The sequence below is a fragment of the Pseudomonas sp. PDM02 genome, assembly GCF_014852285.1.
Classification (GTDB): domain Bacteria; phylum Pseudomonadota; class Gammaproteobacteria; order Pseudomonadales; family Pseudomonadaceae; genus Aquipseudomonas; species Aquipseudomonas migulae.
Map to the genome: position 1 here is coordinate 251311 of NZ_JACVBL010000001.1, position 14266 is coordinate 265576.

The 14266-nt window shown below is 61.4% G+C and carries 14 protein-coding genes and 1 riboswitch; of the genes, 12 read left to right on the plus strand and 2 right to left on the minus strand.

Annotated features, from left to right (window positions below; genetic code table 11):
* Window positions 1-342 precede the first annotated feature (342 nt).
* The 6 genes from IB245_RS01135 (at window position 343) to IB245_RS01160 (ending at window position 5714) form a co-directional block, all read left to right on the plus strand.
* A complete protein-coding gene (locus IB245_RS01135; RefSeq protein ID WP_008039217.1) occupies window positions 343-1401 on the plus strand; it encodes a DUF2066 domain-containing protein in 1059 nt (352 codons plus the stop codon).
* 38 nt (window positions 1402-1439) lie between these two features.
* Window positions 1440-2513 carry an AI-2E family transporter gene (locus IB245_RS01140; protein ID WP_008033540.1) on the plus strand — a complete coding sequence of 358 codons (1074 nt, stop codon included), beginning with the start codon at window positions 1440-1442 and terminating at the stop codon, window positions 2511-2513.
* 230 nt (window positions 2514-2743) lie between these two features.
* On the plus strand, window positions 2744-3448 hold the full coding sequence (gene hda / locus IB245_RS01145) for a DnaA regulatory inactivator Hda (protein WP_008033543.1): 705 nt from the start codon (window positions 2744-2746) through the stop codon (window positions 3446-3448).
* Window positions 3449-3661: 213 nt separating this feature from the next.
* A complete protein-coding gene (locus IB245_RS01150; RefSeq protein WP_008033546.1) occupies window positions 3662-4288 on the plus strand; it encodes a C40 family peptidase in 627 nt (208 codons plus the stop codon).
* A gap of 220 nt (window positions 4289-4508) precedes the next feature.
* Window positions 4509-5045 (plus strand): C40 family peptidase, encoded by a 537-nt coding sequence (locus tag IB245_RS01155; RefSeq protein WP_008033547.1) that lies wholly within the window; start codon window positions 4509-4511, stop codon window positions 5043-5045.
* Window positions 5046-5060: 15 nt separating this feature from the next.
* Window positions 5061-5714 (plus strand): class I SAM-dependent methyltransferase, encoded by a 654-nt coding sequence (locus IB245_RS01160; RefSeq protein ID WP_192226111.1) that lies wholly within the window; start codon window positions 5061-5063, stop codon window positions 5712-5714.
* A gap of 78 nt (window positions 5715-5792) precedes the next feature.
* On the opposite strand, the gene IB245_RS01165 is transcribed toward IB245_RS01160, so the two are convergent.
* Together IB245_RS01165 and IB245_RS01170 are read right to left on the minus strand one after the other, a co-directional pair.
* Window positions 5793-7106, minus strand: a complete 1314-nt coding sequence (locus IB245_RS01165; protein ID WP_192226112.1) for a PQQ-dependent sugar dehydrogenase — start codon at window positions 7104-7106, stop codon at window positions 5793-5795.
* 68 nt (window positions 7107-7174) lie between these two features.
* Window positions 7175-7759, minus strand: coding sequence for a hypothetical protein (locus tag IB245_RS01170; protein WP_192226114.1), 585 nt, complete (start codon window positions 7757-7759; stop codon window positions 7175-7177).
* Window positions 7760-7913: 154 nt separating this feature from the next.
* Window positions 7914-8149, plus strand: a riboswitch (cobalamin riboswitch).
* An 80-nt stretch (window positions 8150-8229) separates the two neighbouring features.
* On the opposite strand from IB245_RS01170, the gene cobO reads away from it, so the two are divergent.
* The 6 genes from cobO to IB245_RS01200 are packed head-to-tail and all read left to right on the plus strand — an operon-like array spanning window position 8230 to window position 14223.
* Window positions 8230-8841, plus strand: coding sequence for a cob(I)yrinic acid a,c-diamide adenosyltransferase (gene cobO, locus IB245_RS01175; RefSeq protein ID WP_008033559.1), 612 nt, complete (start codon window positions 8230-8232; stop codon window positions 8839-8841).
* A complete protein-coding gene (locus tag IB245_RS01180; protein ID WP_192226116.1) occupies window positions 8838-10238 on the plus strand; it encodes a cobyrinate a,c-diamide synthase in 1401 nt (466 codons plus the stop codon). The genes cobO and IB245_RS01180 overlap by 4 nt, the downstream gene beginning before the upstream one ends.
* Window positions 10235-10885 (plus strand): 5,6-dimethylbenzimidazole synthase, encoded by a 651-nt coding sequence (bluB, locus tag IB245_RS01185; RefSeq protein ID WP_192226118.1) that lies wholly within the window; start codon window positions 10235-10237, stop codon window positions 10883-10885. Before IB245_RS01180 ends, bluB begins: the two co-directional genes overlap by 4 nt.
* Complete coding sequence (gene cbiB, locus IB245_RS01190; RefSeq protein WP_192226120.1) at window positions 10882-11790, plus strand: adenosylcobinamide-phosphate synthase CbiB; 909 nt, start codon at window positions 10882-10884, stop codon at window positions 11788-11790. The genes bluB and cbiB overlap by 4 nt, the downstream gene beginning before the upstream one ends.
* Window positions 11783-12775, plus strand: a complete 993-nt coding sequence (cobD, locus tag IB245_RS01195) for a threonine-phosphate decarboxylase CobD (RefSeq protein WP_008039193.1) — start codon at window positions 11783-11785, stop codon at window positions 12773-12775. The genes cbiB and cobD overlap by 8 nt, the downstream gene beginning before the upstream one ends.
* Window positions 12772-14223: a cobyric acid synthase gene (locus IB245_RS01200; protein ID WP_192226122.1), complete on the plus strand. Its 1452-nt coding sequence runs from the start codon at window positions 12772-12774 to the stop codon at window positions 14221-14223. Before cobD ends, IB245_RS01200 begins: the two co-directional genes overlap by 4 nt.
* The last annotated feature ends 43 nt before the right edge of the window (window positions 14224-14266 follow it).

The following is a 14266-nucleotide window of genomic DNA, read 5'->3' on the forward strand; positions in this document are numbered from 1 at the left end:
AGTGGGACTGTCGGAACAGACGAAGGCGAGTGCCATGCGCGCTATTCCGACACTGCCCGGCTGTTGCCGGTCTGCGAAGGCGCGCGATTTTATCAGGCTTGAGGGGCAGCGGCCATCCTCAGGCCGACAGCAGGGGCATATCGATACAAAAAAACCGTAATTGCCCGTGTTGGTCGTCTCCCGCTTGGCTGTATAAGGTATCGCGATTAACCGTCTATCGTTATGGCAGTGCGAAAAACTTAACCGGGACGTGTGAATGTTTTGCGTCGGGCGATGGTCACAGCCTTGCTCGATTGTCTTCATGCGGTCAGTTCCAGCCGCTCTTGTCGTCAGGAATCCTCCATGCGTTTTTTCAGATCATTGTTTGTGGGTTGTTTGTCCCTGGTCAGCCTGGCGAGTCATGCTGAAACCGTAAAAGGCCTTTATCAGGTGCGCGAGCCAGTCACCAGTCAGGCGCCTGAAGAGCGCGATCAAGCCACCCAGCGTGCGCTCGACACGCTGGTATTGCGCCTGACCGGCGACCCCAAGGCGGCGCAAAGTCCGGGGTTGGCGGCCGTCCGCAAGGATCCGCAGCAGATCATCAGTCAGTACGGCTTCGACGCCGGCCCGCCGGAAGTGCTGAAAGTCGATTTCGACCCTGCCTCCACCGAGCAGGCGTTGCGCCGTGCCGGGCTGTCGCTGTGGGGGGCGAACCGGCCGTCGATCCTCGGTTGGTGGTTGAATGATTCCGCAGAAGGTTCGAGCCTGGTCGGTGATGGCCAGGCCGCTGCTGCGCCGCTGCGTCGTGCCGCACAACATCGTGGTCTGCCGCTGCGTCTGCCATTGGCGGACTTGAGTGAACAATTGGTCGCCACCGCACCGAATCTGGAGGGTACGGATGCAGCGCCACTGCGCGGTGCATCGGAGCGTTACAACGCCGATGCCTTGCTGGCGGTGCATGCCCGGGAAGAGGGCGGTCAGTGGCAGGCCAAATGGCATTTGTGGCTGGGCGATCAGAAGGAGGCGGGCAGCGTGCAGGGCGCGGATCAGGCCGCTGTGGCTGACGCGGTGCTGCTGGCGGTCAGTCAGCGTCTGGCGCCACGGTTTGTGGTCAAGCCAGGTACTTCGGGTGAGCAATTGCTGGAAGTGCAGGGCATGAATCTGGAGCACTACGCAACGCTGGGGCGTTTGCTTGAGCCGTTCGGCGCGCGTCTGCAAAGTGTTGACGGTAACCGTATTCTCTACCGGGTCAATGGCAGCGCCGAGCAGTTGCGCTCGCAGTTGTCGCTGGCGAAGTTGCAGGAGGTCCCGGCGGGTGAGGCACCGGCTCCGACGGCGCCTGTCCAGCCGGTGGTCCAGGGTTCGGCGCCCGCTGTTGCACCAACGCCTGCACCGGTGCCGCAACTGCGTTTCCGTTGGTAAGGTTTTCTTTCTTTATATAGATGCATATGGAGTGGTACATGGCCGATACGCGGCGTTGGTTCTGGTTGGGTGGAGTGGTTCTGCTCTGCGCGTTTATCTGGCTGTTGCATCCGATTCTGACGCCGTTCCTGGTGGCGCTGCTGTTGGCCTACTTGTTCGACCCGCTGGTGGACCGCCTGGAAAAGGCCGGGCTCTCGCGGACCTGGGGCGTGGTGGCGGTGTTCGCGTTGTTCTCTTTGATTTTCACCACGTTGCTGTTGGTGCTGGTGCCGATGCTCGCCAAGCAGTTGTTCCGCTTGTATGAGCTGGCACCACAGATGCTCGACTGGTTGCAGCACACTGCATTGCCGTGGGCGCAATCGAAGTTCGGGCTGTCGGATGGCTTCTGGAAATTCGACAAGCTCAAGGCGGCAATCAGCGAGCACATGGGCCAGACCACCGACATTGTCGGCATGGTGTTGAGTCAGGCGACCGCTTCCGGCCTTGCGTTGATCGGTTGGCTGGCCAATCTGGTGTTGATCCCGGTGGTGAGCTTTTACCTGCTGCGGGACTGGGACGTGATGATGGCCAAGATCCGCAGCCTGTTGCCCCGCGCTCGTGAAGAGCGCGTCGTGATTCTGGCCGGCGAATGCCATGAAGTGCTGGGGGCGTTCGTACGCGGGCAATTGCTGGTCATGGTGGCGCTGGGTGTGATCTATTCGGCGGGCCTGATGCTGGTAGGGCTCGAGCTGGGGTTGCTGATCGGGATGATCGCCGGTCTGGCGGCGATTGTGCCGTACATGGGGTTTGTCATCGGGATTGGCGCGGCGTTGATTGCCGGCCTGTTCCAGTTTGGTGGCGACCTGTACCCGATGATTGGCATCGTTGCGGTGTTCATGGTCGGCCAGGCGCTGGAAGGCATGGTGCTGACGCCGTTGCTGGTGGGCGACCGGATCGGCCTGCATCCGGTGGCGGTGATCTTCGCGATTCTGGCCGGCGGTGAACTGTTCGGTTTCACCGGCGTGCTGCTGGCGCTCCCGGTGGCGGCGGTGATCATGGTACTTGTGCGCCATGTGCATGATTTGTATAAAGATTCTGATATCTACAGTGGCGTCGATGAACCTGAGCTGTAAGGTTCGCTGATGGTCCGTCGCGGGCGGCCTGGTTCAGTGCCAGGCTGGCCCGTATCCCTTGCGTGGCTGTCACATGCGCCGCCAAAGAAACTGTCATAAAACCGGTGCGATAACGCAAACCTTTGATTTTGCTTATGGTCTGTCGCATTGTGCGGTCAGCGTCACGGGTATAAACTTCGCAAACTTTACACAGAGGCCACTAACGGTTCCTTTGGAACTGTTCAGTCAGCATGAAACCGATTCAGCTGCCCCTAGGTGTGCGTCTGCGTGATGACGCTACCTTTATCAATTACTACCCAGGCGCCAATGCCGCTGCACTCGGCTATGTCGAGCGGCTTTGCGAAGCCGACGCCGGCTGGACCGAAAGCCTGATTTATCTCTGGGGCAAGGACGGGGTAGGGCGTACGCATCTGCTGCAGGCGGCCTGTCTGCGCTTTGAGCAGTTGGGGGAGCCGGCGGTGTACTTGCCGTTGGCCGAGCTGCTGGATCGCGGTATCGAAATCCTCGACAACCTCGAACAATACGAACTGGTCTGCCTCGACGACTTGCAAGCGGTTGCCGGGCGCGCGGATTGGGAAGAGGCGTTGTTCCATCTGTTCAATCGCCTGCGTGATAGCGGTCGGCGTTTGCTGATTGCAGCATCGACCTCGCCGCGTGAATTGCCGGTGAAGCTGGCGGACCTGAAATCCCGCCTGACCCTGGCGCTGATCTTCCAGATGCGTCCGCTGTCCGACGAAGACAAATTGCGTGCCTTGCAACTGCGCGCATCCCGTCGCGGCCTGCACCTGACCGACGAAGTCGGGCATTTTATTTTGACTCGCGGTACTCGCAGCATGAGCGCGCTGTTCGAGCTGCTTGAGCGTCTCGATCAGGCCTCCCTTCAAGCTCAACGCAAGCTGACCATTCCGTTCCTGAAAGAAACGTTGGGCTGGTAAGGCCCAGGTTTTTCAGGGGTTGCGGCATATTTCAGGCGCCACAAAATCCGCTTTCCTGCACGGGGCAGGCTGCGCGAGCGTCTAAATGGGGCTTAAGCGCTTAGATGTAAACGCGAAACCAAGAAGTCACATAAAGTTCGATTGAATTTGCAAATGAGGTTGATAGCGGGCATAGTCTCGGCTTCTTTACAACTATCAGCCACGGTCGTGCCCATGCTAAATCGCTTCGCACCCCTCGTGCCTCTCGCACTCGTCACCCTGTTGTTCGGTTGCGCTGCTCACTCTCCAGTGTCCCAGCAAGAGCAACAACAGCAGGTTAAAAATTCAGTTACCGCGCAATCTTCTTCCGTTCTATTCCAGGAAGAACTGGCCACCGATAAAGAACTGGCAGACTTCGCCGACGGCAAGTCCTACCAGCTTCCGGTTCTGGCCGACAGCATCCTCGAGCGTGGCATGTCCCTGATCGGTACCCGTTACCGTTTCGGCGGCACCTCCGAGGCTGGCTTCGATTGCAGCGGCTTCATCGGTTACCTGTTTCGTGAAGAGGCCGGCATGAACCTGCCGCGTTCCACTCGCGAAATGATCAACGTTGACGCGCCACTGGTTTCCCGTAGCGCGCTCAAGCCGGGCGATCTGCTGTTCTTCGCCACCAATGGTCGCCGCGGTCGTGTCAGTCACGCCGGGATCTACCTGGGTGACAACCAGTTCATCCACTCCAGCAGCCGCAAAAGCGGTGGTGTCCGGGTCGATAGCCTGGGCGACAGCTACTGGAGCAAAACCTTCATCGAAGCCAAGCGCGCACTCGCGATGGCCCCGACCGTGGTCACGGCACGCAAGTAATTGTCCAGCCTGTCGCCACATCAGTGGCGGCAACGGCCTCTCTGCAACAGAGTAGGCAGACAGTTTGTAAGGCGAACTTAAAGTCTTACTTGAAGTTTGCCGCGTACCCGCTAGAATCCTGATCTATTATTGATGGCAAACCGCCTGCGTCCTGCGCAGGCGGTTTTCTTTTCTGCCTTTGCGGTGGAAAAAGCCGCAGCCAGATCAGGATGTTCTGCTTATGACGATGTCGGCCCGCCTCGCACTCATGTTCTTCGCAGCGCTGCTCAGTGCCTGCGCCAGCCGCACACCGCCACCTGCGCCGGTGGTTCGCGCACCCATTGTCTTCGGCTCCGCACAACCTTTTTCGCCTGAGGCGGAAGACGTGTTGTTTCGCGCCTTGGGCCTCGTGGGCACGCCTTATCGCTGGGGCGGCAATACGCCAGATTCCGGGTTCGATTGCAGTGGCCTGATCGGTTATGTCTACCGTGACGTGACGGGCATATCCCTGCCACGCACCACGCGCGAGATGATCAGCATGCAGGCAGCCAATGTCGGCAAGGAAGGCCTGCAAACCGGCGACCTGGTTTTCTTCGCCACCAATGGCGGCTCGCAGGTCAGCCATGCCGGGATCTACGTTGGCGAAGGCCGTTTCGTCCATGCACCAGCCACTGGCGGCACGGTGAAGCTCGACAGCTTGTCCAAAGCGTATTGGCAGAAAGCTTACCTGAGCGCCAAGCGTGTTCTGCAACCCGAGCATCTGGCGCGTAACCCCTAGTTCGCAGAGGTCGTCATGACCGCCCGCACACTCAATCTCGACGATTCCCTGTATCAATACCTGCTCGACGTTTCCCTGAGGGAAACGCCGCTGCTCAAGCGTTTGCGCGATGAAACCCAGGCGCTGCCGATGGCGCGCTGGCAGGTGGCGCCGGAGCAGGGGCAGTTCCTCGCATTGCTGGTGAAACTCACCGGCGCGAGGCGTTTGCTGGAAGTCGGCACCTTCACCGGTTACAGCGCCTTGTGCATGGCGGCGGCATTGCCGGATGACGGTTCGCTGATTTGCTGTGATATCCCCGGCGACTACAACGCCACGGCGCTCCGTTACTGGAAGGAAGCGGGCGTTGCCGAACGAATTGAGCTGCGCCTGGCGCCCGCGCTGGAAACCCTGGCCCGGCTGGATCAACCCGGTCAATTCGATTTGATTTTCATTGATGCCGACAAGGCCAACTATCCGGCCTACCTGGAGCACGCGTTGCGTCTGCTGCGCATCGGTGGTCTGGCGGTGTTCGATAACACCCTGTGGGGCGGGCGGGTGCTTGAGCCGAATCCCGAAAGCGCAGACACCCGTGCTATCCAGGCGCTCAATCGCGCCTTGAAGGATGACTCGCGTGTGGATCTGTCGTTGTTGCCGCTGGGCGATGGTTTAACCCTCTGCCGCAAACTGTAGGAGCGAGGCTTGCCCGCGAAAGCGGTGTGTCAGGCAAAAGGCCTTCGCGGGCAAGCCTCGCTCCTACAGATGGCGGGATTACTTCGCTATCGACACCCGCCACACCTTGTTCCCCACATCATCCGCCACCAGCAAATCACCCTGCTGATCAATCACCACACCCACCGGCCGGCCCATGGCTTTTTCCTCGTCATTGAGGAAGCCCGTGAGCACATCAACCGGGCTTCCGTTCGGTTTGCCGGCACTGAACGGCACGAAAATCACTTTGTAGCCACTGTGCGGCTTGCGGTTCCATGAACCATGCTGGCCAATGAACACGCCTTCCTTGAATTGCGCTGGCAGCCTGTTGCCTTCAGCGAACGTCAGGCCCAGTGAGGCGGTATGCGGGCCGACCGCGTAGTCCGGAGCAATGGCCTTGGCCACCAGGTCCGGGTTTTGCGGCTCGACGCGAATATCGACGTGCTGGCCGTAGTAGCTGTAAGGCCAGCCATAGAACCCGCCGTCCTTGACCGAGGTGATGTAGTCCGGCACCAGGTCGCTGCCGATTTCATCCCGCTCGTTGACCGCCGTCCACAACGCGCCGCTCCGCGGTTCCCAGGCCATGCCGTTGGGATTGCGCAGGCCCGAGGCGAAAATCCGATGCTTGCCGGTGGCGCGATCCACTTCCCATATCGCCGCGCGACCTTCTTCCTGATCCATGCCGTTTTCGGCGACGTTGCTGTTGGAACCCACCGTGACGTACAGCTTGCTGCCGTCCTTGCTGGCGATCACGTTTTTGGTCCAGTGGTGATTCAGCGTGCCGCCCGGCAGATCAACCACTTTGATCGGCGGCGACTTGATGGTCGTGGTGCCGTCCTGGTAGTGAAATCGCAGCAAGCGGTCCGTGTCGGCGACATACAGGTCATTGCCGACCAGGGTCATGCCGAAGGGCGAATTAAGGTTTTCCAGAAACACCGTGCGAGTTTCGGCGATGCCGTCGTGGTCTTTGTCGCGCAGCAACGTGATCCGGTTCGGGCTTGGGACGCCGGCACCGGCGCGGCCCATGACTTTCTTCATGACCCAGCCTCTAACGCCTTTGCCATCATCGGGTTTGGGCGGCGCATTGGTTTCGGCGACGAGCACGTCGCCGTTCGGCAGCACGTACAGCCAGCGCGGGTGATCGAGGTTTTCAGCAAATGCCGCCACTTGCGTACCCGCTGCCGCCGTGGGTTTCGCGCCGTCCGGCCAGCCGATTGCCGGGGCGATGTTCACTGTCGGGATCAGGGTCTTGTTCGGTTCTGGCAGTCGAGGGGACGGGCCGGTGCCGTCGGAGACTTGCAGGGTGGAGGTCTCGCTGCAGGCAGCGAGCCCTCCTGTGAGGGCGATGACGAGAACGAGCCGGGGCTTGTGCATGCTGATCTTCCCTATAAGTGCAGTGACCTGATCAATAGAGAAGTGCAAACCCGCGATGGTTCAACCGGTCAGCCGCGGGCTTCCTTGAACAGTACGGCGATGCCGGGATGATAGTTGCCCGCTTCGTTGCGCAACTTGCGGTAGGCGTAGGGGAAATACCAGGCGACCGCGCAGCTGTGTTCCTTTTGCAGGTCGTCGACCATGTCCTGAAGTTCTTCCGGCGTGGCGCCGTGCTGGGCCTTTTGCGGGGCGACGAACAGGCAGCCGAGTTTCAGGTCGCTGGCGTAGCTGATGCGCTTGGCGTCGCTGGTGATATCGGCGAGGGCCTGCGTCAGGTTCAAGCTGTTGACCCGTGGCCAGCGCTGGGTGGCCTGGAGGTAGGCGCGTTCTTCGCTGCTGGCGATGAACAGGTCGGCGCGGGCGTTGCGTTCGCCTTCCTCGTTTTGTTTGCGGGTGGATGTGTTCTGCAGCGTGACCATTTCCGCCATCCACGCGGCAGCCGAGAGCAAGCCGAGGTTGGCTTTTTCGTCGTACCAGTAAGGCGTGTCGTTATCGCCGCGCACCGCGTTGTAGCGGTCGATACAGTCAAACCAGCGCTCCAGCACCGGGCGCAGGAATTCCAGCTTCGGATTGCTGATGGTCATGCCTTGCATGTGGCTCACCCTTGTTATTGTGTTGTCAGGTTGTGGCGCTTTGATATCACTGCTTGGAGTGTGGCACAAGATTGGCGTCATTTTATTGATCGACGGCAGTTATTCGCCCGGCGGTCTCCCGGCTTTAATTGACGCTCCACCCCCAACCCTCTAACCTTCGCGGCTTGTTTCAGGTGCTCTGTGGCGTCGGTCGACAGAGTGAAACAGGGAAGCCGGTGAGTGCGCTCGTTCAACTCATGAACAGTCACGATCCCGGCGCTGCCCCCGCAACGGTAAATGAGTGAAGGCTGTGCCTTGAGCCACTGTGTCGAATGTCGATATGGGAAGGCGCGCAGTCAGGCGAAACGCCGCTCATGAGCCCGGAGACCGGCCTGATCCATTCAGCGGCATCACGGTGGGCGATGCCAGGCTTCTTGCCGTCTATTCTTGTGCCTGCCCGCCGTTATCCAGCCTCAACGGAGAGCTCCCCCATGACTGATACTCCCGATCGTGACGAACGCCATCTGGCGCGCATGCTGCGCAAAAAAGCCGTGATCGACGAACGCATCGCCAATTCCCCGAATGAATGCGGCCTGCTGCTGGTGCTGACCGGCAACGGCAAGGGCAAAAGCAGCTCGGCCTTCGGCATGCTCGCCCGCTCGATGGGCCACGGCATGCAGTGCGGCGTGGTGCAGTTCATCAAGGGGCGCAGCAGCACGGGCGAAGAGTTGTTCTTCCGACGCTTCCCGGAGCAGGTGCGTTTTCATGTGATGGGCGAGGGCTTTACCTGGGAAACCCAGGACCGCCAGCGTGACATCGCCGCCGCCGAAGCCGCGTGGGAAGTGTCCCGCGAGCTGTTGCGCGATCCGTCGATCGGCCTGGTGGTGCTGGATGAACTGAACATCGCCCTCAAGCACGGCTACCTCGACCTTGATCAGGTGCTCAGCGACTTGCAGGCGCGTCCGCCGATGCAACACGTGGTCGTTACGGGTCGCGGCGCCAAGCCGGAAATGATCGAGCTGGCCGACACCGTCACTGAAATGGGCGTCATCAAACACGCTTTCCAGGCCGGGATCAAAGCGCAAAAAGGCGTCGAGCTGTGAATCAACCACGTCATTGCCCGGCGGTCTTGATTGCCGCGCCGGCCTCCGGTCAGGGCAAGACCACCGTCACCGCCGCGCTGGCCCGTTTGCATCGCAATCAGGGACGCAAGGTGCGCGTGTTCAAATGCGGCCCGGACTTTCTCGACCCGATGATTCTCGAGCGCGCCAGCGGTGCGCCGGTGTATCAACTGGACATGTGGATGGTCGGCGAACAGGAAAGTCGTCGACTGTTGTGGGAAGCCGCCGGTGAAGCGGATCTGATCCTGATCGAAGGTGTCATGGGCCTGTTCGACGGCACGCCGTCCAGCGCCGATCTTGCGCGGCACTTCGGTGTGCCGGTGCTCGGGGTGATCGACGGCACGGCGATGGCGCAGACCTTTGGTGCGCTGGCGCTGGGGCTGGCGAAGTATCAGCCGGACTTGCCGTTCGCCGGCGTGCTGGCCAACCGCGTGGGCACCTTGCGCCATGCGCAATTGCTTGAAGGCAGCCTGACCGAAGGCTTGCGCTGGTACGGCGCGTTGTCCCGGGAAACCGGGATCGAGCTGCCGAGTCGGCATCTTGGTCTGGTGCAAGCCAGCGAGCTGAATGACCTCGACCTGCGCCTCGATGCGGCGGCCGAATCGCTGGCCAACAGCTGCGACGTTACGCTGCCGCCGCCTGTGGAATTCGCCGCTCCAGAAGTGATCGCCGCCGAGCCGTTGCTGGCCGGTGTCCGAATCGCCGTGGCCCGTGATGAGGCGTTCGCTTTCACCTACGGTGCGAGCCTGGATTTGCTCCGTGCCATGGGCGCCGAATTGTCATTCTTCTCGCCGATCCGCGACACGCAATTGCCGGAGGCTGACAGCCTCTATCTGCCGGGCGGCTACCCGGAATTGCACCATGTGGCGCTGTCTCGGAATACTCAAATGCTCAACGCCATCCGCGCTCATCACGCGGCGGGTAAACCCTTGCTGGCCGAGTGTGGCGGCATGTTGTATTTGCTCGATTCGCTGACCGATGTCGAAGGCACGCGGGCGGAGCTGGTTGGTTTGCTGACCGGTGATGCGGTGATGCAGAAACGATTGGCGGCACTGGCGTTGCAGGCGGTTGACTTGCCGGAAGGTTCGCTGCGCGGGCACACCTATCACCATTCGTTGACCAGTACCGAGCTTGAGCCGATTGCTCGCGGCCTGAGCCCGAATGGCGGGCGTGGGGCGGAGGCGGTTTATCGTGAGGGGCGGATGACGGCTTCTTACGTGCATTTTTATTTTCCGTCGAATCCGACCGCGATTGCCGCGTTGTTTGCGCCTGACCTTCAGGCCGCCTTCGCGAGCAAGCCCGCTCCCACATTTGAACATGTGTTGCCTAAAGAAACGCGGTCAACTGTGGGAGCGGGCTTGCTCGCGAAGAGGCCATGACTGACAACGCATTCAGTCAGGTCGAACGCGAAGCGGTCTACCGAGCAATCGCCGAACGCCGCGACATGCGCCACTTCAGCGGCGGCACTGTCGACCCCGAGTTGCTCCGGCGTCTGCTCGACGCCGCGCACCAGGCGCCAAGCGTCGGCTTGATGCAGCCCTGGCGGTTCATCCGCATCAGCGACCGGGCCCTGCGCAGCAAGATCCAGTTGCTGGTGGAAGAGGAGCGCATGCGCACCGCCGAAGCCCTCGGCGAGCGCACCGACGAATTCATGAAGTTGAAAGTCGAAGGCATCAACGACTGCGCCGAAGTGCTGGTCGCTGCACTGATGGACGATCGCGAGCGGCACATCTTTGGCCGTCGCACCTTGCCGGAAATGGACATGGCGTCGTTGTCCTGCGCAATCCAGAACCTGTGGCTGGCGTCCCGTGCCGAAGGACTCGGCATGGGCTGGGTCTCTTTGTTCGAGCCGCAAGCCCTGGCCGACCTGCTGGGTTTGCCCGCCGGGGCCAAGCCTTTGGCTGTTCTTTGCCTGGGCCCGGTCAAGGAATTCTATCCGGCGCCGATGTTGGTACTCGAAGGCTGGGCGCAAGCGCGCCCGCTCAGTGAAATGCTGTACGAAAACTATTGGGGAGTGAGTCAATGAGTGTGGCGTTGTTGAGTGTCGCCGCGGTTGCGCTGGATGCGCTGCTGGGTGAACCCAAACGCTGGCATCCGCTGGTGGCGTTCGGCCGTTTTGCCGACCGCATCGAGCAACGTTTCAATGGTGGCGGGCGCGGCTGGCGCAGCCACGGCGTCACGGCATGGGTGATTGCGGTGTTGCCGCTGACCTTGCTGGCCACGGCGTTTTCCTGGGCGCCTTACGTTGGCTGGGTCGTCGAGATTCTCGCGCTCTATTGCGCCCTCGGCCTGCGCAGTCTCGGTGAACACGTCGAGCCGGTCGCCAAGGCCCTGCGCAGTGATGATCTGGAGGAGGCGCGCACACGCGTTGGCTATCTGGTCAGTCGCCAGACCAGCGAACTGGATCAAACCGAAGTGGCCCGCGCCGCTACCGAATCGGTGTTGGAGAACGGCAGCGACGCGGTGTTTGCTGCGCTGTTCTGGTTTGCCGTGGCCGGTGCGCCCGGCGTGGTGCTCTACCGATTGAGCAATACGCTGGATGCGATGTGGGGCTATCGCAACGAACGCTTCGAACGGTTTGGCTGGGCGGCGGCGAAAATCGACGACGTACTCAACTACATTCCGGCGCGGCTGGTGGCGTTGACCTACGCGCTGCTGGGCAAAACCCGACTTGCACTGAAATGCTGGCGCACCCAGGGGCCGACCTGGGACAGCCCGAACGCCGGGCCGGTGATGGCTGCGGGAGCCGGTGCGCTGGGCGTCGAGTTGGGCGGGGCGGCGATTTATCACGGCGAATTGCATCAGCGTCCGCAGCTGGGCGAAGGCGTGCCGGCGGATGCCGACTCCATTGACCGTGGCTGGCAATTGGTCCAGCGCGGGGTATGGTTATGGCTGCTGATTCTCTGCGTGGGAGCTGAATTCTATGCTTGAACACGGTGGACGGTTGCGCAAGGCCGCGCTCGAATACGGCATCGCCGAAGCCGATTGGCTTGACCTGTCCAGCGGCCTCGCGCCCTGGCCGTTTCCTGTCCCGGACATTCCGTTGCGCGCCTGGGCGCGGTTACCGGAAAACGATGACGGTCTGGAGCAGGCCGCCTGTGATTATTACGGCACCGCGCAGGTGTTGCCGGTGGCCGGTTCGCAAATGGCGATCCAGTTGCTGCCGCGTTTGCGGCGGGACGGCAAGGTTGGCGTGCTGTCGCCGTGTTACGCCGAGCACGCCGAAGCCTGGCGTCGCAACGGTTACATCGTGCGTGAAGTGCTGGAGCAGGAAGTCGATTTCTTCCTCGACAGTCTCGATGTGCTGGTGGTGGTCAATCCGAACAATCCGACGGGTTTGAGCCTGACCCCGAGCCGTCTGCTCGACTGGCATTCCAGGCTGGCGCAGCGCGGCGGCTGGCTGGTGGTCGACGAAGCGTTCATGGACAACACGCCGCAACTGAGTCTGGCGCCATGTGCCCATATGGTGGGCTTGATCGTGCTGCGTTCCTTCGGCAAGTTTTTTGGTCTGGCCGGGGTGCGCTTGGGCTTCGTACTGGCGGAGCGCAAGTTGCTCAAGTTGCTCGCCGAACAAGTCGGCCCCTGGGCCGTCAGCGGGCCGACCCGCGTGTTGGGGCAAGCCTGCCTGAAGGATGCCGAAGGCCACGCCAGACAACGTCTGCGTACCGAAGAAGCCAGCAAACGGCTGGCGCTGTTGCTTGAAGAACACGGCTTCAAACCTCAGGGCGGTTGCGCGTTGTTTCAATGGCTGGTGACCGAGTGCGCCGAAGAGCTGCATGAGTTCATGGCCCGACGCGGCATTCTGCTGCGGTTGTTCACCCACAACAGCAGCCTGCGTTTCGGCCTGCCCGGCGAAGAAGCCGACTGGACCCGTCTCGCGCAAGCGTTTACAGATTACGCCAAGGAAAGCCGATGACTACGCTGATGGTGCAAGGCACTACATCGGACGCCGGTAAAAGCACGCTGGTGACGGCGTTGTGTCGCTGGGTCACGCGGCAGGGGGTGCGCGTGGTGCCGTTCAAACCGCAGAACATGGCGCTCAACAGCGCCGTGACTGCTGACGGTGGCGAGATCGGCCGCGCGCAAGCCGTGCAGGCTCAGGCCGCCAACCTCGAACCGCACACCGACATGAACCCGGTATTGCTCAAACCCAACAGCGACACCGGTGCCCAGGTGATCATCCATGGGCGCGCCGTCACGACCATGAACGCGGTCGCCTATCACGACTACAAAGCCATCGCCATGCAAGCGGTGCTGGCCTCCCATGCGCGGCTGAGCGCGGCGTATCCAGTGGTCATGGTCGAAGGCGCAGGCTCACCGGCCGAGATCAATCTGCGCGCCGGCGACATCGCCAACATGGGGTTCGCCGAGGCAGTGGATTGCCCAGTTGTATTGATCGCCGACATCAATCGCGGCGGGGTGTTCGCGCATCTGGTAGGCACCCTCGAACTGCTGTCGCCGAGCGAGCAGGCACGGATCAAAGGCTTCATCATCAACCGTTTTCGCGGCGACATTGCCTTGCTGCAACCGGGCCTCGACTGGCTGGAAGCACGCACCGGCAAACCGGTGATTGGCGTTCTGCCGTACGTGATGGACCTGCACCTGGAAGCCGAGGACGGCATCGATCAGCGCCAGACCGACAAGGCCGATCAAGTGCTCAAAGTGGTGGTGCCGGTGTTGCCGCGCATCAGCAACCACACCGACTTCGATCCGCTGCGCCTGCACCCGCAAGTCGACCTGCAATTTATCGGCCCCGGCCAGGCGATACCGCCCGCCGACCTGATCATTCTTCCTGGCTCGAAAAGCGTGCGCAGCGACCTTGCGTATCTGCGCGCCAACGGCTGGGAAACCGCCATCAGCCGACATTTGCGCTACGGCGGAAAAGTCCTGGGTATTTGCGGCGGCCTGCAAATGCTCGGCGAGCAGGTGCACGATCCGTTGGGCCTTGAAGGTGCGCCGGGCTCCAGCGCCGGTTTGGGGTTGCTGGCGTTCGAAACGCAACTGGAAGAAGAGAAGCAGTTGCGCAATGTGCGCGGGCGTCTGGCGCTGGAAGATGCGCCGGTCAGCGGCTACGAAATTCATGCCGGCGTCACCACCGGCCCGGCACTGGAAAATGCCGCCGTGCAGTTGGACGATGGCCGTTGCGATGGCGCGCAAAGTGGCGACGGGCAGATTTTCGGCACCTACCTGCATGGCCTGTTTGAATCGCCGGCGGCGTGCAGTGCGCTGTTGCGCTGGGCGGGTTTGCAGGATGTGCAGCAAGTGGATTATCACGGGTTGCGTGAGCGAGATATCGAGCGGCTGGCGGATTTGGTGGAGAAGCATCTGGATACCCGACTGTTGCGTGAGCTCTGCGGGATTTGAGGTGGCTGTTCTGGCCCCTTCGCGGGCAAGCCTCGCTCCTACA